This window comes from Streptomyces polygonati (assembly GCF_042650325.1).
Lineage (GTDB): Bacteria > Actinomycetota > Actinomycetes > Streptomycetales > Streptomycetaceae > Actinacidiphila > Actinacidiphila polygonati.
This window is the reverse complement of sequence record NZ_JBHSBB010000009.1, coordinates 265,929-286,699: the sequence shown is the minus strand read 5'-3', so window position 1 is coordinate 286,699 and position 20,771 is coordinate 265,929. Positions and strand designations below refer to the sequence as shown.

At 72.5% G+C, this 20,771-nt stretch carries 19 protein-coding genes; 17 read left to right on the top strand and 2 right to left on the bottom strand.

Annotated features, from left to right (window positions below):
• Positions 1 to 26 precede the first annotated feature (26 nt).
• Positions 27 to 1,256: a DUF349 domain-containing protein gene (locus tag ACFO3J_RS11405; RefSeq protein WP_386428768.1), complete on the bottom strand. Its 1,230-nt coding sequence runs from the start codon at positions 1,254 to 1,256 to the stop codon at positions 27 to 29.
• A 240-nt stretch (positions 1,257 to 1,496) separates the two neighbouring features.
• Complete coding sequence (locus tag ACFO3J_RS11400; protein ID WP_386428767.1) at positions 1,497 to 2,342, bottom strand: peptidylprolyl isomerase; 846 nt, start codon at positions 2,340 to 2,342, stop codon at positions 1,497 to 1,499.
• Positions 2,343 to 2,680: 338 nt separating this feature from the next.
• On the opposite strand from ACFO3J_RS11400, the gene ACFO3J_RS11395 reads away from it, so the two are divergent.
• From ACFO3J_RS11395 to ACFO3J_RS11315, 17 genes are all read left to right on the top strand, one after another.
• Positions 2,681 to 3,391 carry an MBL fold metallo-hydrolase gene (locus ACFO3J_RS11395; RefSeq protein WP_386428765.1) on the top strand — a complete coding sequence of 237 codons (711 nt, stop codon included), beginning with the start codon at positions 2,681 to 2,683 and terminating at the stop codon, positions 3,389 to 3,391.
• Between the two features lie 44 nt (positions 3,392 to 3,435).
• Positions 3,436 to 4,698: a histidine--tRNA ligase gene (hisS, locus tag ACFO3J_RS11390; RefSeq protein WP_386428764.1), complete on the top strand. Its 1,263-nt coding sequence runs from the start codon at positions 3,436 to 3,438 to the stop codon at positions 4,696 to 4,698.
• Between the two features lie 117 nt (positions 4,699 to 4,815).
• Entirely contained in the window at positions 4,816 to 5,460 is a 645-nt protein-coding gene (locus tag ACFO3J_RS11385; protein WP_386428762.1) for a vitamin K epoxide reductase family protein, read from the top strand.
• Positions 5,461 to 5,504: 44 nt separating this feature from the next.
• A complete protein-coding gene (locus ACFO3J_RS11380) occupies positions 5,505 to 6,860 on the top strand; it encodes a replication-associated recombination protein A (RefSeq protein ID WP_386428760.1) in 1,356 nt (451 codons plus the stop codon).
• 258 nt (positions 6,861 to 7,118) lie between these two features.
• A complete protein-coding gene (rpsD, locus tag ACFO3J_RS11375; RefSeq protein ID WP_386428759.1) occupies positions 7,119 to 7,733 on the top strand; it encodes a 30S ribosomal protein S4 in 615 nt (204 codons plus the stop codon).
• 377 nt (positions 7,734 to 8,110) lie between these two features.
• On the top strand, positions 8,111 to 8,548 hold the full coding sequence (locus ACFO3J_RS11370) for a DUF948 domain-containing protein (RefSeq protein ID WP_386428757.1): 438 nt from the start codon (positions 8,111 to 8,113) through the stop codon (positions 8,546 to 8,548).
• Between the two features lie 13 nt (positions 8,549 to 8,561).
• The gene (locus tag ACFO3J_RS11365; RefSeq protein ID WP_386428755.1) at positions 8,562 to 8,939 is read left to right on the top strand and encodes a DUF6167 family protein; all 378 of its coding nucleotides are present in this window, start codon (positions 8,562 to 8,564) and stop codon (positions 8,937 to 8,939) included.
• Positions 8,939 to 11,611, top strand: a complete 2,673-nt coding sequence (gene alaS, locus ACFO3J_RS11360; protein ID WP_386428754.1) for an alanine--tRNA ligase — start codon at positions 8,939 to 8,941, stop codon at positions 11,609 to 11,611. The genes ACFO3J_RS11365 and alaS overlap by 1 nt, the downstream gene beginning before the upstream one ends.
• 56 nt (positions 11,612 to 11,667) lie before the next feature.
• Positions 11,668 to 12,132, top strand: a complete 465-nt coding sequence (gene ruvX, locus ACFO3J_RS11355; RefSeq protein ID WP_386429195.1) for a Holliday junction resolvase RuvX — start codon at positions 11,668 to 11,670, stop codon at positions 12,130 to 12,132.
• Positions 12,133 to 12,234: 102 nt separating this feature from the next.
• Positions 12,235 to 14,160: an endolytic transglycosylase MltG gene (gene mltG, locus ACFO3J_RS11350; protein WP_386428752.1), complete on the top strand. Its 1,926-nt coding sequence runs from the start codon at positions 12,235 to 12,237 to the stop codon at positions 14,158 to 14,160.
• 17 nt (positions 14,161 to 14,177) lie between these two features.
• Positions 14,178 to 15,035, top strand: a complete 858-nt coding sequence (locus ACFO3J_RS11345) for a shikimate dehydrogenase (protein WP_386428750.1) — start codon at positions 14,178 to 14,180, stop codon at positions 15,033 to 15,035.
• Between the two features lie 133 nt (positions 15,036 to 15,168).
• Positions 15,169 to 16,353, top strand: a complete 1,185-nt coding sequence (gene aroC, locus ACFO3J_RS11340) for a chorismate synthase (protein ID WP_386428747.1) — start codon at positions 15,169 to 15,171, stop codon at positions 16,351 to 16,353.
• Positions 16,350 to 16,880 (top strand): shikimate kinase, encoded by a 531-nt coding sequence (locus ACFO3J_RS11335; protein ID WP_386428744.1) that lies wholly within the window; start codon positions 16,350 to 16,352, stop codon positions 16,878 to 16,880. Before aroC ends, ACFO3J_RS11335 begins: the two co-directional genes overlap by 4 nt.
• Positions 16,877 to 17,983, top strand: coding sequence for a 3-dehydroquinate synthase (gene aroB / locus ACFO3J_RS11330; protein WP_386428741.1), 1,107 nt, complete (start codon positions 16,877 to 16,879; stop codon positions 17,981 to 17,983). Before ACFO3J_RS11335 ends, aroB begins: the two co-directional genes overlap by 4 nt.
• Complete coding sequence (gene aroQ, locus ACFO3J_RS11325; protein WP_386428738.1) at positions 17,980 to 18,423, top strand: type II 3-dehydroquinate dehydratase; 444 nt, start codon at positions 17,980 to 17,982, stop codon at positions 18,421 to 18,423. The genes aroB and aroQ overlap by 4 nt, the downstream gene beginning before the upstream one ends.
• 409 nt (positions 18,424 to 18,832) lie before the next feature.
• Positions 18,833 to 19,552, top strand: coding sequence for an AAA family ATPase (locus tag ACFO3J_RS11320; protein WP_386428736.1), 720 nt, complete (start codon positions 18,833 to 18,835; stop codon positions 19,550 to 19,552).
• 88 nt (positions 19,553 to 19,640) lie between these two features.
• Positions 19,641 to 20,750, top strand: coding sequence for an aminopeptidase P family protein (locus ACFO3J_RS11315; RefSeq protein ID WP_386428733.1), 1,110 nt, complete (start codon positions 19,641 to 19,643; stop codon positions 20,748 to 20,750).
• Positions 20,751 to 20,771 lie beyond the last annotated feature (21 nt).

Sequence of the window (20,771 nt, the reverse complement as noted above, 5' to 3'; positions counted from 1 at the left end):
CCCGCAGCCATACGATGCCGTGCCGGTCAGCCGCCGAACTCCTGCATGCCCTTGAGGGCGGAGTCCAGCAGCGCCTGCCGCCCGTCGAGCTCCGCCTGCAGCTTGTCCGCCTTGGCGTTGTTGCCGGCCGTCCGGGCCGTCTCGATCTGCTGGTGCAGCTTCTCGACGGCCGCCTGGAGCTGCCCGGTCAGGCCGGCCGCCCGCGCCCGCACCTCCGGGTTGGTCCGGCGCCACTCGGCTTCCTCGGACTCCGCCAGCGCCCGCTCGACGGTGTGCATCCGCGCCTCGATCCGCGGCCGGGCGTCGCGCGGTACGTGGCCGATGGCCTCCCAGCGCTCGTTGAGCGTGCGGAACGCGGCCCGCGCCGACCTCAGATCGGTCACCGGCAGCAGCTTCTCCGCCTCGGTGACCAGCTCCTCCTTCAGCGCCAGATTGTCGCGCTCGGAGCTGTCCCGCTCGGCGAACACCTCGGAGCGCGCCGCGAAGAACACGTCCTGGGCGCCGCGGAAGCGGTTCCACAGGTCGTCCTCGGCCTCACGCTGGGCGCGTCCGGCCGCCTTCCACTCCGCCATCAGCTCGCGGTAGCGGGCCGCGGTAGGCCCCCAGTCGGTCGAGTCCGACAGCGACAGGGCCTCGGTGACCAGTTTCTCCTTGGTCCGCCTGGCCTCCTCGCGCTGCGCGTCCAGCGACGCGAAGTGCGCCTTGCGGCGCTTGGAGAACACCGAACGGGCGTGGCTGAAGCGGTGCCACAGCTCGTCGTCGGCCTTGCGGTCCAGCCGCGGCAGGCCCTTCCAGGTGTCCACCAAGGCCCGCAGCCGCTCGCCGGCGGTGCGCCACTGCTCGCTCTCGGCCAGCTGCTCGGCCTCGGCGACCAGGATCTCCTTGGCGCTCTTGGCCTCCTCGGTCTGCTTCGCCTTGGCGGCCTTGCGCTCCTCGCGCCGGGAGTCCACCAGCGCGACCAGGGCGTCGAGACGCTCGCCCAGTGCTGCCAGATCCCCCACCGCGTGCGCTTCGGTCACGCTGGCCCGCAGATGCTCGATCGCGGCCAGGGCCTCCTTCGGGGCGAGGTCGGTGGTCCGCACCCGCCGTTCCAGGAGGCCGATCTCGACGACGAGCCCCTCGTACTTGCGCTCGAAGTAGGCGAGGGCCTCCTGGGGGGAGCCCGCCTGCCACGAACCGACCTCCTTCTCCCCCTCGGCCGTACGCACGTACACGGTCCCCGTCTCATCGACGCGGCCCCACGGGTCGCTGCTCACAGCGCCTCCTCCACGTGATGCCCCCACCGAATCGCACCCGGCGGGCATCGTCCACAGTTTCTCTCCGGCCGGGCCGCACGCCCTGACCGGTTCAACGCCAACATAGGCGACCGGCGGCCCGGCTGTCCGCATCCGATACGGGGCCCGATCGTGATTCAGATACCGATCAGGTCTCGGCGCCGTGCGTCCCGCGCGGGGGCCGGTCCGCCGCCGGCCGCCCGCGGTCCCGCTCCCGGGGGATCAGGACTTGGTGACGGTCGCCTTGTTGATCACCACGGTGGCGTTCGGGTGGCCGTCGCCCTGGCCGGAGTCCTCACCGGCGCCGGCGATCTTGGTGAGCACCTTCAGGCCGTCCGGGCCGATGGTGCCGAAGGGGGTGTAGCTGGGGGCCAGCGGGCTGTCCTTGTAGACCAGGAAGAACTGGCTGCCGCCGGTGTGCGCCTGGCCGGTGTTCGCCATCGCGATGGTGCCCGCCGGGTAGGTGACGCTCCCACTGGCGTCGGCCTTGCCGAACGCGGTCAGGTTCTCGTCGCCGATGGTGTAGCCGGGGCCGCCGCTGCCGCTGCCGGTCGGGTCGCCGCACTGGAGCACGTAGATACCGGTGGTGGTCAGCCGGTGGCACTTGGTGTGGTCGAAGAAGCCCTTGGCCGCCAGGAAATTGAAGGAGTTGACGGTCTCCGGCGCCTTCGCCGCGTCCAGCGCGATCGGGATGGCGCCGCAGGTGGTCTGCAGGGTGAAGGTGTACTTCGCTGTCTTGTCGATCGACATCGCCGGTTCGGTCTTCCACTGCTGCGTCCCCGGCGAGCCCGGCGCGGGCTTGCTGCACGGGTCCTTGACCGCGGCGGCCTTGGTGGCGGGGGCGGACGCGGACGGGCTGGCGGCCTTCGCGGCGGTGGTCTTCTTGCCGTCGCTGTCGAAGGCGCCGCCGAGCCACGCGCCGCCGACGGCGGCGATGACGACCACGGCGACCGCGGCGATGATCGAATTGCGCATCCGCGACTTGTGCCGCAGCTGCACCCTGCGCTGCTGCTGACGCTCGAACTTCTCCCGGGCGAGCTGCCGCCGCCGCTGGTCCTTGGTGACCACTTCGCCGTCTCCGTCGTTAGTGTCGTGTGTGCCGTCTGTCCGGCACGCCGTCTGTGGCTTTCCTCTGTGGCTGTCCGTGCCGTCCGGCGCCGTCTGATGTCGTCTGGTTGTCGTACGTGTCGTCTGTGCCCTGTGCCGCAGATCTTCGCGTTCCGCAAGCGCGCAGTCCAGTCCGCGTACCAGCCGACGCGCGCACGATACGAGTTCGCGGCCGTCGTACGGTCGCCGGTAGGCTCCTTCAACGGATCGTGCACCACCGAGCTGTGAATCGGCGATCTTGACGCGACCCCCGATCCGCCGGGCGGTCGACACTTCCCGCGGACGACAGAAGGACGAACGTGCTCATTGCCGGGTTCCCCGCCGGGTCGTGGGGCACCAACTGTTATGTGGTCGCCCCCGCCGCCGGTGAGGAGTGCGTGATCATCGACCCGGGTCACCTCGCGACCCAGGGCGTCGAGGAGACCCTCGCCCGGCACCGGCTCAAGCCCGTCGCCGTGATCCTCAGCCACGGCCACATCGACCATGTCGCCTCCGTCGTGCCGGTCTGCGGCGCCCATGACGTCCCCGCCTGGATCCACCCCGAGGACCGCTACATGCTCAGCGACCCCGAGAAGGCCCTCGGCCGGGCCATCGGGGAGCAGCTGATGGGCGAGCTGACCGTGGGCGAGCCGGCCGACCTGCGGGAGCTGACCGACGGCTCGGCGCTGCGGCTGGCCGGCCTGGAATTCTCCGTCGCGCACGCGCCCGGCCATACGAAGGGGTCGGTGACGTTCCGGCTGCCCGAGGCCACCGACATCCCGTCGGTGCTGTTCTCCGGTGACCTGCTCTTCGCCGGCTCCGTCGGACGCACCGACCTGCCCGGCGGCTCCACGGCCGAGCTGTACGAGTCGCTGGCCCGTGTGTGCCTGCCGCTCGACGACTCGACCGTGGTGCTGTCCGGCCACGGCCCCCAGACGACCATCGGCCGCGAGCGCGCCGCCAACCCCTACCTGGGTGAGGCGGCCCGCGGCCCCGGCGCCGGCGACCCGGCTCCGCGACGAGGATTGTGACTCCCGCTGTGACTTCCCCTGTGACCCCCCCTGCGACCTCGCCCATGAGAACGTTCCAGGCCCCCAAGGGCACCTACGACCTGCTGCCGCCCGACTCCGCGACCTTCCTCGCGGTGCGCGAGGCGATCGCCGCGCCGGTGCGGCGGGCCGGCTACGGCTATGTCGAGACCCCCGGATTCGAGAACGTCGAACTCTTCTCCCGCGGTGTCGGCGAGTCCACCGACATCGTGACCAAGGAGATGTACACCCTCACCACCAAGGGCGGCACCGAACTCGCCCTGCGCCCCGAGGGCACCGCCTCGGTGCTGCGCGCGGCCCTGGAGGCCAATCTGCACAAGGCCGGCAATCTGCCGGTCAAGCTCTGGTACTCCGGCTCCTACTACCGCTACGAACGGCCGCAGGCCGGCCGCTACCGGCACTTCTCGCAGGTCGGCGCCGAGGCGATCGGCGCCGAGGACCCGGCACTCGACGCCGAGCTGATCATCCTGGCGGTGGACGCGTACCGCTCGCTCGGCCTGAGCGGCTTCCGGCTGCTGCTGAACTCGCTGGGCGACAAGGACTGCCGACCGGCCTACCGGACCGCCCTCCAGGACTTCCTGCGCGGCCTGGACCTGGACGACGAGACCCGCAAGCGGATCGAGATCAATCCGCTGCGGGTCCTGGACGACAAGCGCGAGTCCGTCCAGCGTCAACTGGCCGATGCCCCGCTCATCCGTGATCACCTGTGCGAGGCCTGCCGGGAGTACCACGAGCAGGTGCGCGGGCTGCTGACCGGGGCCGGGGTGGCCTTCGAGGACGATCCGCGGCTGGTCCGGGGCCTGGACTACTACACCCGCACCACCTTCGAGTTCGTGCACGACGGGCTCGGCTCGCAGTCGGCGGTCGGCGGCGGCGGGCGTTACGACGGCCTGTCCGAGATGATCGGCGGCCCGTCGCTGCCCTCGGTCGGCTGGGCGCTGGGCGTGGACCGCACCGTGCTGGCGCTCCGGGCGGAGGGCATCGAGCTCCCGCTGCCGGCCGCCACCGATGTCTACGCGGTGCCGCTCGGCGAGGAGGCGCGGCGGGCGCTGTTCGGCGCGGTCACCGCGCTGCGCAGGGCCGGTGTCGCCGCCGACTTCGCCTACGGTGGCAAGGGCATGAAGAACGCCATGAAGTCGGCCAACCGGTCCGGCGCCCGCTTCGCGCTGGTCGCGGGGGAGCGGGATCTGGCCGAGGGCGTGATCCAGCTCAAGGACCTGGTGACCGGGGAGCAGGGTCCGGTGGCGCTCGACGAGATCGTCGTCACGGTCACGGAACGGCTGGCCTGAACACCGCGTCAGCGCCGCGTCGCGGGAAACCGGGGCGGTCAGGACTTATTCCGTCCTGACCGCCCTGGTGCACAATGAGGGGTGCCCGCCCCACGGCCCCAACAGAGATCGGCGATCATGACGACTTCCGCTCTTGACGAGACGCGAACCGACGGAGAACCGGAACCGCGCCCCGCCGACGGCATCGCCGCGGGACGCGCGTACAGCTGGCTGCTGGTGATCTGCGGCGCGCTCGGCACCCTCGCCGCGTTCGTGATCACCTACGACAAGTTCCGGCTGCTGGAAGACCCCAGCTTCGTGCCCGGGTGCAGCCTGAACCCGATCATCTCCTGCGGCAACATCATGCAGAGCAAGCAGGCGGCGGCCTTCGGCTTCCCCAACCCGATGATCGGCCTGATCGCCTACCCGGTCATGATCTGCGTGGCCGTGGGTGTGCTGGCCGGTGCCCGCTACCGCCCCTGGTTCTGGCTGGGCCTGCAGGCGGGCACCCTCTTCGGGGTCGGTTTCTGCACCTGGCTGCAGTACCAGTCGCTCTACAGCATCGGCTCGCTCTGCCTGTGGTGCAGCCTGGCCTGGGTCGTGACGATCGCCGCTTTCTGGTACACCGCCGTGCACAACATCAAGCACCGGATCATCAAGGTGCCGGAGGGCGCCCGCGCCCTGGTGCTGGAGTTCCACTGGGTGGTGCCGGTGCTGTGGTACGGCGTCATCGCCACCTTGATCCTGCTGCGCTGGTGGGCGTACTGGAAGACGCTCGTCTGATCGGGCCGGCCGCACTGTCGTACCGGTGACCTAGGCTTCGAGGTGTGGAGCCAGATCTGTTCACCGCCGCCGCGGAAGACCGTCAGGAGCGCGACCCCAGCAGCAGTCCGCTCGCCGTGCGGATGCGCCCGCGCACCATCGACGAGGTGGTGGGCCAGAAGCATCTGCTGCGGCCCGGCTCGCCCCTGCGCCGGCTGGTGGGGGAGGGCGCCGGCGGGCCGGCCGGGGCCTCCTCGGTGATCCTGTGGGGTCCGCCCGGCACCGGCAAGACCACCCTGGCGTATGTGGTGAGCAAGGCCACCAACAAGCGGTTCGTGGAGCTGTCCGCGATCACCGCCGGGGTCAAGGAGGTCCGCGCGGTCATCGAGAGCGCCAAGCGCCAGGCCGGCGGCTATCAGCGCGAGACCGTGCTGTTCCTGGACGAGATCCACCGCTTCAGCAAGGCCCAGCAGGACTCGCTGCTGCCCGCGGTGGAGAACCGCTGGGTGACGCTGATCGCGGCCACCACCGAGAATCCCTACTTCTCGGTGATCTCCCCGCTGCTGTCCCGCTCCCTGCTGCTCACCCTGGAACCGCTCACCGACGACGACCTGCGCGATGTGCTGCGCCGCGCGCTGACCGAGGAGCGCGGTCTGGGCGGCGCGGTCACCCTGCCCGAGGACACCGAGAGCCACCTTCTGCGGGTCGCGGCCGGCGACGCCCGCCGGGCGCTGACCGCGCTGGAGGCCGGGGCGGGCTCGGCGATCTCCCAGGGCGAGGACGTCATCACCCTGGCCACCCTGGAGGAGTCCGTCGACCGGGCCGCGGTGGCCTACGACCGGGACGGCGACCAGCACTACGACGTGGCCAGTGCGCTGATCAAGTCCATCCGCGGCTCCGATGTGGACGCGGCGCTGCACTATCTGGCCCGGATGATCGACGCGGGCGAGGACCCGCGCTTCATCGCCCGCCGGCTGATGATCTCGGCCAGCGAGGACATCGGCCTGGCCGACCCCACGGCGCTGCCGACCGCGGTCGCCGCGGCGCAGGCGGTGGCCATGATCGGCTTCCCCGAGGCGTCGCTGATCCTCAGCCACGCGGCGATCGCGCTGGCGCTGGCCCCCAAGTCCAACGCGGCCACCACCGCGATCGGCGCCGCGCTGGCGGACGTACGGGCGGGGAAGGCGGGCCCGGTGCCGCCGCATCTGCGGGACGGGCACTACAAGGGCGCGGCCAAGCTCGGCCACGCCAAGGGCTATGTGTATCCGCACGACGTGCCCGGCGCCATCGCCGCCCAGAACTACCTCCCGGACGAACTGCTCGGCCGCCACTACTACAACCCGACCCGGTACGGCGCGGAGGCACGCTACTTCGACGTGCTGGAGCGGGTCAGGGAGCGGCTGGGCGGTGGCGGCGAGTGAGCCGCGGCAGTGACCCGCGGCGCGGTCCGCGCGGGCCGGAATGCCGCGCGCAAGGGACGGGTTAGCCTTGACGCGTGCGCGTGCGCCGCGGCGGCCGAGGGCCGCCGGGGCGCTTCCTCCACTTCGGGACGCGGCTGACTGAGCGCCGACGGGTTCGTCCCGCGGGCAAGGGGTTCCCGGGACGAAGCACGCGCGCCGGTCCGTCATGGCAATGGGCTAAGGTAAGCCTTACCTAACTTATTCGGAGGTTTGACGCAGGTGAATCAGTCGCGTCCCAAGGTCAAGAAGTCCCGGGCGCTGGGCATCGCGCTCACCCCCAAGGCGGTCAAGTACTTCGAGGCACGCCCCTACCCGCCGGGTGAGCACGGGCGTGGTCGCAAGCAGAACAGCGACTACAAGACCCGCCTGCTGGAGAAGCAGCGGCTGCGTGCCCAGTACGACATCAGCGAGCGGCAGATGCGCCGCGCCTACGACCGCGCGAAGAAGGTGTCGGGGCAGCGGACCGGTGAGGCGCTGATCATCGAGCTGGAGCGCCGCCTCGACGCGCTCGTGCTGCGCTCCGGGCTGGCCCGCACGATCTACCAGTCCCGCCAGATGGTGGTCCACGGCCACATCGAGGTCAACGGCCGCAAGGTGGACAAGCCGTCCTTCCGGGTGCGCCCCGAGGATGTCGTCCAGGTCCGCGAGCGCTCCCGCGAGAAGACCCCCTTCGCGGTCGCCCGCGAGGGCGGCTGGGCCGGCGAGGGCGAGACCCCGCGCTATCTCCAGGTCAACCTCAAGGCGTTGGCGTTCCGCCTGGACCGCGACCCCAACCGCAAGGAGATCCCCGTCCTCTGCGAGGAGCAGCTCGTCGTGGAGTTCTACGCCCGCTGACCCCTCCGGGGGTCCCCCGGTGCCAGGCCCGCCTGCCGCCCCGGCGGCGCCCTTCCCGGGCGGCCGGGTCCGGGCCCGCGTGCGCTGGGCGGTGCCTCATGGGGGCGCGGGGAACTGCGCGGCCGGCCACGGTGTTGCCGCGGGTCGTCAGCGGCCCGAAGGGGCTGTTGCTGTCGTTGCCGGGCCGCGGGCCGGTGGTGGGTTCCTCGCGCGGTTCCTAACTCGTGGGCCCGGCCGAGGCGTTGCGGTGCGGCCGGGCGGTCGCACCGCGCCGCACCCCGTCGCGGCGCGTTGCGGGTGCGCAGGCCCGGCGCGATAAGGTCGAAGTCCCATCGGCGCGGTGGGACGACAGGGCGAACAGCGAGGAGAGCGGCAGCGTGTCCGGTGGAGAGGTGGCCGGCCTCATCGTGGCGGTCTTCTGGGCGATCCTGGTGTCGTTCCTCGCCGTGGCGTTGGCCCGGCTCACCCAGACGCTCAAGCGCACCACCGCGCTCGTGGCCGGGATCACCGAGCAGGCCGTACCGCTGCTCGGCGAGGCCTCCGAGGCGCTGCGCACCGCCCACACCCAGCTGGACCGGGTGGACACCATCACCTCCGACGTGGCCGAGGTGACCGCCAACGCCTCCGCGCTCTCCTCCACCGTCGCCTCCGCGTTCGGCGGCCCCCTGGTGAAGGTCGCCGCCTTCGGCTACGGGGTGCGGCGCGCGGTCGGCCTGCAGACCGGCGACGCCGGCCGGGCCCGGGCCAGGACCGTCAAGGGCAAGGTGGTGCCCGCCGCCCGGCGTGGCCGCCGCCGCAACCGCACCGAGGACTGAGGGCTGAGGTTCTATGTTTCGCCGCCTGTTCTGGTTCTTCACCGGCGCCACCACCGGTGTCTGGGCCACCGTCAAGGTCAACCGCGCGCTGCGCCGGCTCAGCCCGGACAGCCTGGCCGCCACCGCCGCCGACCGCGCGCTGGAGACCGGCGCCCGGCTGCGGCTGTTCGCGCACGATGTACGGGCCGGGATGACGCAGCGCGAAGGCGAACTCCACGACGCCCTCGGCCTGCGGGGCAAGACCGACACCCCGGGCCTGCCCCCCGCCCGCAAGGAGACCCGGGCGCTGTCCGCCCAGGACCCCGACTTCCCGGCACCGCGCCGGGGCATCACGCACGACGCTGCGAACGAGACGTATCGCGGGTACGAAAACCGGAAGGACGAACACTGATGGAGTCGGCAGAAATCCGCCGCCGCTGGCTGCGCTTCTTCGAGGAGCGCGGGCACACCGTCGTGCCGTCGGCGTCCCTCATCGCCGACGACCCGACCCTGCTGCTGGTCCCGGCCGGCATGGTCCCCTTCAAGCCGTACTTCCTCGGTGAGGTCAAGCCCCCCTTCAAGCGCGCCACCAGTGTCCAGAAGTGCGTCCGCACCCCGGACATCGAAGAGGTCGGCAAGACCACCCGGCACGGCACGTTCTTCCAGATGTGCGGCAACTTCTCCTTCGGCGACTACTTCAAGGAAGACGCCATCAAGTTCGCCTGGGAGCTGCTCACCACGCCCCAGGACAAGGGCGGTTACGGCCTGGAACCGGACCGGCTCTGGATCACCGTCTACGAGCGGGACGACGAGGCCGAGGCCATCTGGCGCGACGTCGTCGGCGTCCCCGCCGAGCGCATCCAGCGTCTCGGCATGGGCCCCAACTTCTGGTCCATGGGCGTACCGGGACCCTGCGGGCCCTGTTCCGAGATCAACTACGACCGCGGCCCCGAGTTCGGCGTCGAGGGCGGCCCGGCCGTCAACGACGAGCGGTACGTGGAGATCTGGAACCTGGTCTTCATGCAGTACGTGCGCGGCGCCGGCGAGGGCAAGGAGGACTTCCCGATCCTCGGCGAGCTGCCCGCCAAGAACATCGACACCGGCCTCGGCCTGGAACGCCTGGCGATGATCCTCCAGGGCGTGCAGAACATGTACGAGACCGACACCCTGCGTGTCGTCATCGACAAGGCCACCGAACTCACCGGCGTCCCCTATGGACGGGCCCACGACTCCGATGTGGCGCTGCGGGTCGTCGCCGACCACATGCGTACGTCCATGATGCTCATCGGCGACGGCGTCACCCCCGGCAACGAGGGCCGCGGCTACGTCCTGCGCCGCATCATGCGCCGCGCGATCCGCAACATGCGGCTGCTGGGCGCCACCGACCCGGTCGCCGCCCAGCTGATCGACGTGGTGCTCTCCACCATGGGCGAGCAGTACCCAGAGCTGCTCACCGACCGCAAGCGGATCGAGACGGTGGCACTGGCCGAGGAGGCCGCCTTCCTCAAGACCCTCAGGGCCGGCACCAACATCCTGGACACCGCCGTCAGCGAGACCAAGGCGGGCGGCGGCAGCGTCCTGTCCGGCGCCCAGGCCTTCCTGCTGCACGACACCTGGGGCTTCCCGATCGACCTCACCCTGGAGATGGCCTCGGAACAGGGCCTGTCCGTGGACGAGGACGGCTTCCGCCGGCTCATGAAGGAGCAGCGGGACCGGGCCAAGGCCGACGCCCGCGCCAAGAAGACCGGCCACGCGGACCTGTCCGCCTACCGCGAGGTCGCCGACCGCTCCGGCACCACCGAGTTCACCGGCTACACGCGGACCGACAGCGAGGCCACCGTCGTCGGCCTGCTGGTGGACGGCCTGCCCTCGGCCGCCGCCACCGAGGGCGACGAGGTCGAGATCGTGCTGGACCGCACCCCGTTCTACGCCGAAGGCGGCGGTCAGCTCGCCGACACCGGCCGGATCAGGCTGGACTCCGGCGCCGTGGTCGAGATCCGCGACGTCCAGCAGCCGGTGCCCGGCGTCAGCGTGCACAAGGGTGTCGTCCAGGTCGGCGAGGTCACCCTGGGCGCCGTCGCCGACGCCCGGATCGACCTGGTGCGCCGCCGCGCCATCGCCCGCGCGCACAGCGCCACCCACCTGACCCACCAGGCGCTGCGCGACGCGCTCGGCCCCACCGCCGCCCAGGCCGGCTCGGAGAACTCACCGGGCCGCTTCCGCTTCGACTTCGGCTCGCCCACCGCCGTGCCCGGCAGCGTCCTCACCGATGTCGAGCAGAAGATCAACGAGGTGCTGGCCCGCGAACTCGACGTCACCGCCGAGGTGCTGCCGATCGCCGAGGCCAGGAGGCAGGGCGCCATCGCCGAGTTCGGCGAGAAGTACGGCGAGCAGGTCCGCGTCGTCACCATCGGCGACTTCTCCAAGGAGCTGTGCGGCGGCACCCATGTCGCCAACACCGCCCAGCTGGGGCTGGTCAAGCTGCTCGGCGAGTCCTCGATCGGCTCCGGAGTGCGCCGTGTCGAGGCCCTCGTCGGCGTCGACGCCTACAACTTCCTGGCCCGCGAGCACGCCGTGGTCGCCCAGCTCACCGAGCTGGTCAAGGGCAGCCGTCCGGACGAGCTGCCCGACCGGATCTCCGGGATGCTCGCCAAGCTCAAGGACGCCGAGAAGGAGATCGAGCGGTTCCGCGCCGAGAAGGTGCTCCAGGCCGCCGCCGGTCTGGCCGCCTCCGCCGCCGACGTCAAGGGCGTCGCCCTGGTCACCGCGTCGGTCCCGGACGGCACCGGCGCCGACGACCTGCGCCGGCTGGTGCTGGACGTCCGGCAGCGCGTCCCGGGCGACCGCCCGGCCGTGGTCGCCCTGTTCGCGGTGTCCGACGGCCGCCCGCTGACCGTGATCGCCACCAACGAGGCCGCCCGGGGGCGCGGGATCAAGGCCGGCGAGCTGGTCCGGGCCGCCGCCAAGACCCTCGGCGGCGGTGGCGGCGGCAAGGAGGACATGGCCCAGGGCGGCGGCCAGGACCCCGCCGCCGTGCCGGAAGCGATCGAGGCCGTACGGCGGCTCGTCGCCGAGAAGGCATGACGGCCCCCGGGGTGGCGGAGGAGAGCCCCGGCGCGGGCGGGCGGCCCGAGCCCGGTATGCGGCGCGGGCGCCGGATCGCCCTCGATGTCGGGGACGCCAGGATCGGCGTCGCGTCCTGCGACCCCGACGGCATCCTCGCCACCCCGGTGGAGACGGTGCCCGGCCGGGACACCGCCGCGGCGCTGCGCAGGCTCGCCGCGATCGTGGCGGAGTACGAGCCGATCGAGGTCGTCGTCGGCCTGCCCCGGTCCCTCAACGGGACCGAGGGCCCGGCGGCGGCCAAGGTCCGGAGCTTCGCCCAAAGTGTGGCGAAAGTCATCACACCCGTGCCGGTGCGCCTGGTGGACGAGCGGATGACGACGGTGAGTGCCACTCAGGGGCTGCGCGCGTCCGGTGTGACGTCGAAAAAGGGACGCTCCGTGATCGACCAGGTGGCGGCGGTCATCATCCTGCAAAGTGCCCTGGAGACCGAGCGCGTGTCTGGTAAAGCTCCGGGCGAGGGCGTCGAAGTAGTCATCTGATCGCGATACGGTAACGTTCCGCGCGACACGGCGGCACCCTCAGGGTGCCGCCCGTTTCGCAGGGTCGGCAGGCCCAGTGCCGACCGCTCACCAAGGGGATCGATGACCGACTATGGCCGGGGCTCCGGCTCCGAACCGTGGCACCCCGAGGACCCGCTCTTCGGTGATGTGTACGACCAGGGCCACGGCTACCCGCAGCAGCCCCAGCATCCGCAGCAGGATCCTCAGCAGCAGCCCCCGCATCAGGAGGACGGCGGCTGGCAGGACCCGTATGCCACCGGTCAGCAACCCCCGTACCCCCCGCAGCAGGGATACCCCCAGCAGCCGTACCCGCAGCAGGGGCAGTACCCGCAGCAGCCGCACCAGCCCCAGCAGCCGCAGAACCAGCCGTACGGTCAGGGCCAGCCCCAGCAGCCGTACCCGCAGGGCCAGCCGCAGCAGCCGTACCCCCAGCAGGGCTACCCGCAGCAGGCCGGCTACGACCCGTACGACACCGGCTCGCACCAGACCGGCGGCTACGGCCAGCAGGACCCGTACGGCGGGCAGCAGCAGCCGCAGGACCCCTACGGCCAACCCGACTTCTACGGGCAGAACGGCTATCCGCCGCCGCAGCAGCCGCAGTACCGGCAGCAGCAGATGCCGCAGCAGCAGGGGCAGGGCGCTCCGGGGCAGGACCAGGGCCTCGGCCAGCCGGTGCCGGGCCAGCCGGTGCATCCTCAGCAGGGCCAGCAGGCCGGGCAGTCCGTGCCGTCGCAGGCCCAGCCGGGCCACCCGCAGGAGGCCGGCGCCCGGCCATCGCGCACCGCGCCCGCCGACCCGGGCGGTTGGGACCCGGAGGAGGAGGGCGACCCGCGCGAGCACGCCTTCTTCGCCGACCGCCACGAGGACGACGACGCCGGCTCCGTCGCCCCGGCGGACACCGGCCGGCGGTCGGGCAAGTCGCAGCCGAAGGGCGGCAAGAAGCGGCGCAGCGGCTGCGCCTGCCTGGTCCTCGTCGTGGTGATGGTCGGTGGTCTCGGCGGCGTGGGCTACTTCGGCTACAGCTTCTACCAGAGCCACTTCGGCCCGGCGCCGGACTACACCGGAGCCGGTACCGCCACCGATGTCCAGGTGACGGTCCCCACCGGTGCCACCGCCGCCGTGATCGGCCGCCTGCTCAAGGACGCCGGCGTCGTCAAGAGCGTCGACGCCTTCGTCTCGGCGGCCGACAAGAACACCAAGAGCCGCGGCATCCAGTCGGGTGTGTACGTCCTCAAGTCGCAGATGTCCGCCGCCGCGGCGGTCACGCTGATGCTCGACCCCTCGTCGCAGAACGCGTTCATCATCCCCGAAGGGACCCGCGACCAGCAGATCTACGCCATGGTCGACAAGCGTCTCGGCCTGGCCGCCGGCAGCACCGCCAAGGCGGCCAGGGCCCAGGTCAAGAACCTCGGTCTGCCCGCCTGGGCCGACACCAGCAACCGCGTCAAGGACCCGCTGGAGGGCTTCCTCTTCCCGTCCCGCTACAGCGTCGCCAAGGGCATGAAGCCCGAAGCGCTGCTGCGCCAGATGATCGGCGAGGCCAAGAAGCAGTACGCGCAGTTCGACATGGCCGCCGAGGCGCGGAAGCAGGGCCTCACATCGCCGCTGCAACTGCTCACCGTCGCCAGCCTCGTGCAGGCCGAGGGCAAGACCGACGACGACTTCCGGAAGATGGCCAAGGTCATCTACAACCGGAAGGACCCGTCCAACACGGTGACCAACGGACTGCTCCAGTTCGACTCGACCTACAACTACATCCGGGGCGCCAGCAGCACGAAGATCTCCCTCCAGGACATCAAGACGCTCAAGGACACGTACAACACCTACGTGTACAGGGGCCTGCCGCCCGGGCCGATCGGGAACCCCGGCATCGACGCGCTCAAGGCCGCGATGAACCCGGACACCGGCAACTGGTGGTGGTTCATCTCGCTGGACGACAAGACCACGAAGTTCACCGAGACCAAGGCCGAGTTCGACAAGCTCTACGCGCAGTACAACGCCAAGTAGGACCAGGACGCCCTTCCGTGGAAACGACCGGACAACCGGGCCGGCGCCGCGCGGCCGTGCTCGGCTCGCCCATCGCGCACTCGCTGTCACCGGCGCTGCACCGTGCCGCCTACGCCGCCCTCGGGCTGGACGGCTGGCGGTACGACCGGTTCGAGGTGGACGAGGCCGGGCTGCCCGCCTTCGTCGAGGGGCTCGACCCGGCGCTGTGGGCGGGTCTGTCGCTGACCATGCCGCTGAAGCGGGCGATCATCCCGCTGCTGGACGGGATCAGCGACACCGCCGCCTCCGTCGAGGCCGTCAACACCGTGGTGCTCGGCGCCGACGGCGGTCGCCGGGGCGACAACACCGATATCCCGGGCATGATCGCCGCCCTGGGCGAGCGGGGGGTCACCTCGGTGCCCTCCGCCGCGGTGCTCGGCGCCGGCGCCACCGCCTCCTCCGCGCTGGCCGCGCTGGCCAGCATCTGCGACGGCGAGGTGACCGCCTATGTCCGCGGTCCGGCCCGCGCCGCCGAGATGCGGCGGTGGGGCGAGCGGCTCGGCGTCACCGTACGCACCGCCGACTGGGCCGACGCCGCCAAGGCGCTGGCCGAGCCGCTGGTGATCGCCACCACCCCGGCCGGGGCCGCCGACCATCTCGCCGGAGCCGTCCCCGACCACCCGGGCGCGCTCTTCGACGTGCTCTACGATCCCTGGCCGACCGCGCTGGCCGCCGCCTGGTCGGCCCGCTCCGGCGCCCTCATCGGCGGCCTCGACCTGCTGGTCCACCAGGCCGTCTTCCAGGTCGAGCGGTTCACCGGCCGCGCTCCGGCCCCGCTCGCTGCCATGCGCGCGGCCGGTGCGGCGGCGCTGGCCGGCCGGCGCCCCGGGCCGTAGGGGCGGACCGGCCGCCGTCCGTACGCTGGACCGGCGTCCGGCGGCGGGCGGCGGGCGTGGGAGGATCGGAAGGCAGTACCGGGACGCCGACGGGGGCGGACAAACCCGGCTTTGTCGAGTCGAAGGAGCACCGTTGAGCAGGTTGCGCTGGCTGACCGCGGGGGAGTCGCACGGCCCCGCGCTCGTCGCGACACTGGAAGGGCTGCCGTCCGGCATCCCCGTCACCAGTGACATGGTGGCGGACGCCCTCGCCCGGCGGCGGCTCGGCTACGGACGCGGCGCCCGGATGAAGTTCGAGCGGGACGAGGTGACCTTCCTCGGCGGCGTCCGGCACGGCCTGACGATGGGCAGCCCGGTGGCCGTGATGGTCGGCAACACCGAGTGGCCCAAGTGGGAGCAGGTGATGGCGGCCGATCCGGTGGACCCGGAGATCCTCGCGAGTCTGGCCCGCAACGCGCCGCTGACCCGGCCGCGCCCCGGCCACGCCGACCTGGCCGGTATGCAGAAGTACGACCTGGACGAGGCCCGCCCGGTGCTGGAGCGGGCCAGCGCCCGCGAGACCGCCGCCCGGGTCGCGCTCGGCGCCGTCGCCCGCTCCTACCTCAAGGAGACCGCGGGCGTCGAGATCGTCTCCCACGTGGTGGAACTCGCCGGGGCCAGGGCGCCCTACGGCGTCGTCCCGGTCCCCGCCGACCAGGAGCGGCTGGACGCCGACCCGGTGCGCTGCCTCGACGCCGACGCCAGCAAGGCGATGGTCGCCGAGATCGACCAGGCCCACAAGGACGGCGACACTCTCGGCGGCGTCGTCGAGGTGCTCGCCTACGGAGTGCCGGTCGGCCTCGGCTCCCATGTGCACTGGGACCGCCGGCTCGACTCGCGGCTGGCCGGCGCCCTGATGGGCATCCAGGCCATCAAGGGCGTCGAGATCGGCGACGGCTTCGAACTCGCCCGGGTGCCCGGCTCGCGGGCCCACGACGAGATCGTGCCCACCCCTGACGGCGTCCGTCGCGCCACCGGCCGCTCCGGCGGCACCGAGGGCGGCATGTCCACCGGCGAGGCGCTGCGGGTGCGCGCCGCGATGAAGCCCATCGCGACGGTGCCGCGCGCGCTGGCCACCATCGACGTCACCACCGGCGAGGCCGCCCAGGCCCACCACCAGCGCTCCGACGTCTGCGCGGTCCCGGCGGCCGGCATCGTCGCCGAGGCGATGGTGGCGCTGGTGCTCGCCGACGCGGTCGCCGAGAAGTTCGGCGGCGACTCGGTGGCCCAGACCCGGCGCAATGTGGCCGACTTCCTCGACCACCTGGCCATCCGGTGACCGCCGCCGCGGGCGGACCGCCCGCCGTCGTCCTGGTCGGCCCGCCGGGAGCCGGCAAGACCACCGTCGGCCGGGCGCTGGCCGAACGCCTCGGCCTCGGCTACCGGGACACCGACGCCGACATCGAGGCGCTGGCCGGCAAGCCCATCGCCGAGATCTTCATCGAAGAGGGTGAGGCGCACTTCCGCGAGCTGGAACGCACCGCCGTCCGCGACGCGCTCGCCGGACACGACGGGGTGCTCTCGCTCGGCGGCGGCGCCATCCTGCACGACGGCACCCGGGCCCTGCTGGCCGGCCTGCCGGTGGTCTTCCTCGACGTCAGCCTGCGCGACGCGGTCCACCGGGTGGGCCTGGACGCGCCCCGGCCGCTGCTGGCCGTCAACCCCCGGCAGCGCTGGCGCGAGCTGATGGAGCAGCGCCGCCCGCTCTACACCGAGGTCGCCCGCGCCGTCGTCAGCACCGACGACCGCACCCCGCAGGACGTGGCCGCCGCCGTCCTGGACGCACTCCAACTGAAGGACGCATGAGCGAGAACCCCCTGGCCGCCCCGCCCACCCGGATCACGGTCGGCGGCACCGCGGGCACCGAGCCGTACGACGTGCTCGTCGGCCACCAGCTGCTCGGTGAACTGCCCGGGCTCATCGGGCCCAAGGCGCTGCGGGTGGCCGTACTCCACCCCGAGGCGCTGGCCGGCACCGGTGAGGCGATCCGCGAGGACCTGGCCGAGCAGGGCTACCAGGCCATCGCCATCCAACTGCCCAACGCCGAGGAGGCCAAGACCGCCGAGGTCGCCGCCTACTGCTGGAAGGCGCTCGGCCAGACCGGCTTCACCCGCACCGACGTCATCGTCGGTGTCGGCGGCGGGGCCACCACCGACCTGGCCGGCTTCGTCGCGGCCAGCTGGCTGCGCGGGGTGCGCTGGATCGCGGTGCCCACCACGGTGCTCGGCATGGTGGACGCGGCGGTCGGCGGCAAGACCGGCATCAACACCGCCGAGGGCAAGAACCTGGTCGGCGCCTTCCATCCGCCCACCGGGGTGCTGTGCGACCTGGCCGCGCTCGACTCGCTGGCGGCCAACGACTACGTCAGCGGGCTCGCCGAGGTCATCAAGGCCGGCTTCATCTCCGACCCGGCGATCCTCGACCTGATCGAAGCGGACCCGGCCGCCGCCCGGGACCCGCGCGGGCCGCACACCGCCGAACTCATCGAGCGGGCCATCCGCGTCAAGGCGGAGGTCGTCTCCGCCGACCTCAAGGAATCCGGGCTGCGGGAGATCCTCAACTACGGGCACACGCTCGCGCACGCCATCGAGAAGAACGAGCGCTACAACTGGCGGCACGGCGCGGCCGTCTCCGTCGGCATGGTCTTCGCGGCCGAACTCGGCCGCCTGGCCGGGCGGTTGGACGACGCGACCGCCGACCGGCACCGCAGCGTGCTGGCAGCGGTGGGGCTGCCGTTGACCTACCGCGGCGACCAGTGGCCCAAGCTGGTGGAGAACATGAAGGTCGACAAGAAGTCGCGGGGCGACCTGCTCCGCTTCATCGTCCTCGACGGCCTGGCCCGGCCCACCGTCCTGGAGGGCCCCGACCCGGCGATCCTGGTCGCCGCCTACGGCGAGGTCTCCTCGTGACCCGCCCGGTCCTCGTCCTCAACGGCCCCAACCTCGGCCGGCTCGGCTCCCGCGAACCCGATGTCTACGGCGCCACCTCGTACGCCGGCCTGGTCGAGGAGTGCCGGACCTTTGGCGCGGAACTCGGCCTCGACGTCGAGGTCCGCGAGACCAACGACGAGGCGGAACTCATCGGCTGGCTCCATGAAGCCGCCGACGGCCGCATCCCGGTGGTCCTCAACCCCGGCGCCTTCACCCACTACTCCTACGCGATGCGTGACGCCGCGGCCCAGCGTACCGCCCCCCTCATCGAGGTCCACATCTCCAACCCCTACGCCCGCGAGGAGTTCCGCCACACCTCCGTCCTGGCGGCGGTCGCCTCCGGCACGGTGGCGGGCTTCGGCCTCGCCTCCTACCGCCTCGCCCTCCGCGCCTTGGCCGAGGCCCCACCCACCCGCTAGCCATCCTGCGGGGCTCGCCGGGCTGCGTGGCTGCGGTTTCGTTCCCACGTGCGGGTCCGTCGTGCCTGGCCGCGCAGTTCCCCGCGCCCCTGGGGGGTGGGTGGTGTGGTTCGTTGTCGGGTGCGGGTGCGTTGTGCCTGGTCGCGCAGTTCCCCGCGCCCCTGCGGGGCTCGGCCGGGCGATTGCCCCAGGTCTCGCCGGACGGCGCCCGTTGGGGGCGCGGGGAACTGCGCGCTCAGCCCTCCACCGGCCGGTGGCCCGGAAACGGCCGTAACCCGTCCCGGCGGGGCCGGGCGCGCGGCAAGCAGCCAGCGGGGAACCGCGCGCTCAGCCCTCCACCGGCCGGTGGTCCGCGAGCGGCCGTCGGCCGGCGGAGGCAGGGGTCCGGGCCCCTGGGGCCCGGGGGTTCATGGAGGCCCCGCCCGGGGCATGTACCGTTCGGTGTCGAACGGTGAGTCACCGGCGGAGCCTGGAGTGGGGCGAGATGCAGCAACCTGTGGGGGCGGCCGGGGGGAACGGGACCGGGCACTTTCCGCTGGGGGCGCCCACGCCCGTGCAGGCGCCCGGGTCGCCGGGGCCGATAGCCGTGCTGCTGATCGGCCCGGCGGGAGCCGGCAAGACGACCATCGCCCGGCACTGGGCGGACACCCGCGGCGCCCCGACCGCGCACATCAGCCTGGACGACGTACGCGAGTGGGTCCGCTCCGGCTTCGCCGACCCGCAGGCCGGCTGGAACGAGCACTCCGAGGCGCAGTACCGGCTGGCCCGCCGCACCTGCGGCTTCGCCGCCCGCAACTTCCTGGCCAACGGCGTGTCCTGCATCATCGACGACGCCGTCTTCCCGGACCGCCCCGCCGTCGGCCTCGGCGGCTGGAAGCGGCATGTCGGCCCCGGCCTGCTGCCGGTCGTCCTGCTGCCCGGGCTGGATGTCGTCCTCACCCGCAACGCCGCCCGCTCCGGCAACCGCCGCCTCTCCGACGAGGAGGTCGCCCGTATCCACGGCCGGATGGCCGGCTGGTACGGCTCCGGGCTGCCCATCATCGACAACTCCCAGTTCGACGTCGCCTCCGCCGCGGCCGCCCTCGACCAGGTGGTGGCCCGGGCCGCCCAGGGCCCGCCGGTCCGCTGACCGGGAAGGCGCCACGGCGCCCCGCCGGGATTCGCACGGTCGGCGCATACCGCAAGCCCCGCCCGGAGCGAAGCCTTACGCTCACGACATGGCTGACGTGCATACGACCCGCAGGGCCCGGCTGCGCGACCGGTGCGCGGCAACCGGGGTCACCGCCGCCCTGGTGACCGGACCAGCCAATGTGCGCTACCTCACCGGCTGCGCCCCGCAGGGCGCCGCACTGCTGGTCGGACCCGGCCCCGAGGACACCCTGGTGCACCTGCGCCCGCCGCCGGAGGACCCGGACCGGGACGAGCCGCCGGACGACCTGCGCTCGATCGTGCTGCCCACCCCGGACGGCGACGCGGCGGTGGCCGCCGCCGAGCTGGCCGGGGAGCAGCGGGCCGGCTCACTGGCCGTCGAGGAGCACCACCTCACCGTCACCCGCCACCGCGCGCTGCGCTCGGTGACCGCCGGCCTGCCGCTGTCCGACCTCGGCGGCGCGGTCGAACAGCTCCGGCTGGTCAAGGACGAGCACGAGATCGCCGCGCTGCGGATAGCGGCCGAGATCGCCGACCAGGCCCTCGGCGAGCTGCTGGAGTCCATCCTGGTCGGCCGTACCGAGCGGCACCTCGCGCTGGAGCTGGAACGCCGGCTGGTCGACCACGGCGCCGAGGGCCCCGCCTTCCCCACCTCGGTCGGAACCGGCCCGAACTCCGGCACCGCCCGCCACCTGCCCAGCGACCGCCGGGTCGAGGAGGGCGACTTCCTCACCGTCCGGCTCGGCGCCCGCTACCGCGGCTACCGCTGCGAAGTCGGCCGTACCTTCGTCATCGGAACCGCTCCCGCCTCCTGGCAGATCGAGCTCTACGAGCTGGTCTTCGAGGCCCAGCGGGCCGGCCGCGAGGCGCTGGCACCCGGTGTGGCCTGCCGCGACGTCGACCGGGCCACCCGGCAGCCGCTGATCGCGGCCGGCCACGGCGAGGGTCTGGCGCCCTGGTCGGGCCACGGTGTGGGTCTCGAAATCGACGAGGACCCTCGGTTGTCCCCTGCGGCCATGGGTAAGCTGGACGCTTGCGTGCCGGTCACCGTCGAACCGGGAGTCCACCTTCCGGGCCGCGGCGGCGTTCGGATCGACGACACGCTCGTCGTACGCCCCCTGGCGGACGGCGGACCGGAGCTACTCACCATCACGACCAAGGAACTGCTCGCTCTGTGACGGGCGCGGGATTTCCTGGTC

Excerpts from the sequence above, each read along its gene's own strand:
- hisS (WP_386428764.1), top strand. The coding sequence starts at position 3,436 with ATGAGAACGTTCCAGGCCCCCAAGGGCACCTACGACCTGCTGCCGCCC.
- ACFO3J_RS11385 (WP_386428762.1), top strand. The coding sequence starts at position 4,816 with ATGACGACTTCCGCTCTTGACGAGACGCGAACCGACGGAGAACCGGAA.
- ACFO3J_RS11365 (WP_386428755.1), top strand. The coding sequence starts at position 8,562 with ATGTTTCGCCGCCTGTTCTGGTTCTTCACCGGCGCCACCACCGGTGTC.
- alaS (WP_386428754.1), top strand. The coding sequence starts at position 8,939 with ATGGAGTCGGCAGAAATCCGCCGCCGCTGGCTGCGCTTCTTCGAGGAG.
- ruvX (WP_386429195.1), top strand. The coding sequence starts at position 11,668 with ATGCGGCGCGGGCGCCGGATCGCCCTCGATGTCGGGGACGCCAGGATC.
- mltG (WP_386428752.1), top strand. The coding sequence starts at position 12,235 with ATGACCGACTATGGCCGGGGCTCCGGCTCCGAACCGTGGCACCCCGAG.
- aroB (WP_386428741.1), top strand. The coding sequence starts at position 16,877 with ATGAGCGAGAACCCCCTGGCCGCCCCGCCCACCCGGATCACGGTCGGC.
- ACFO3J_RS11320 (WP_386428736.1), top strand. The coding sequence starts at position 18,833 with ATGGAGGCCCCGCCCGGGGCATGTACCGTTCGGTGTCGAACGGTGAGT.
- ACFO3J_RS11315 (WP_386428733.1), top strand. The coding sequence starts at position 19,641 with ATGGCTGACGTGCATACGACCCGCAGGGCCCGGCTGCGCGACCGGTGC.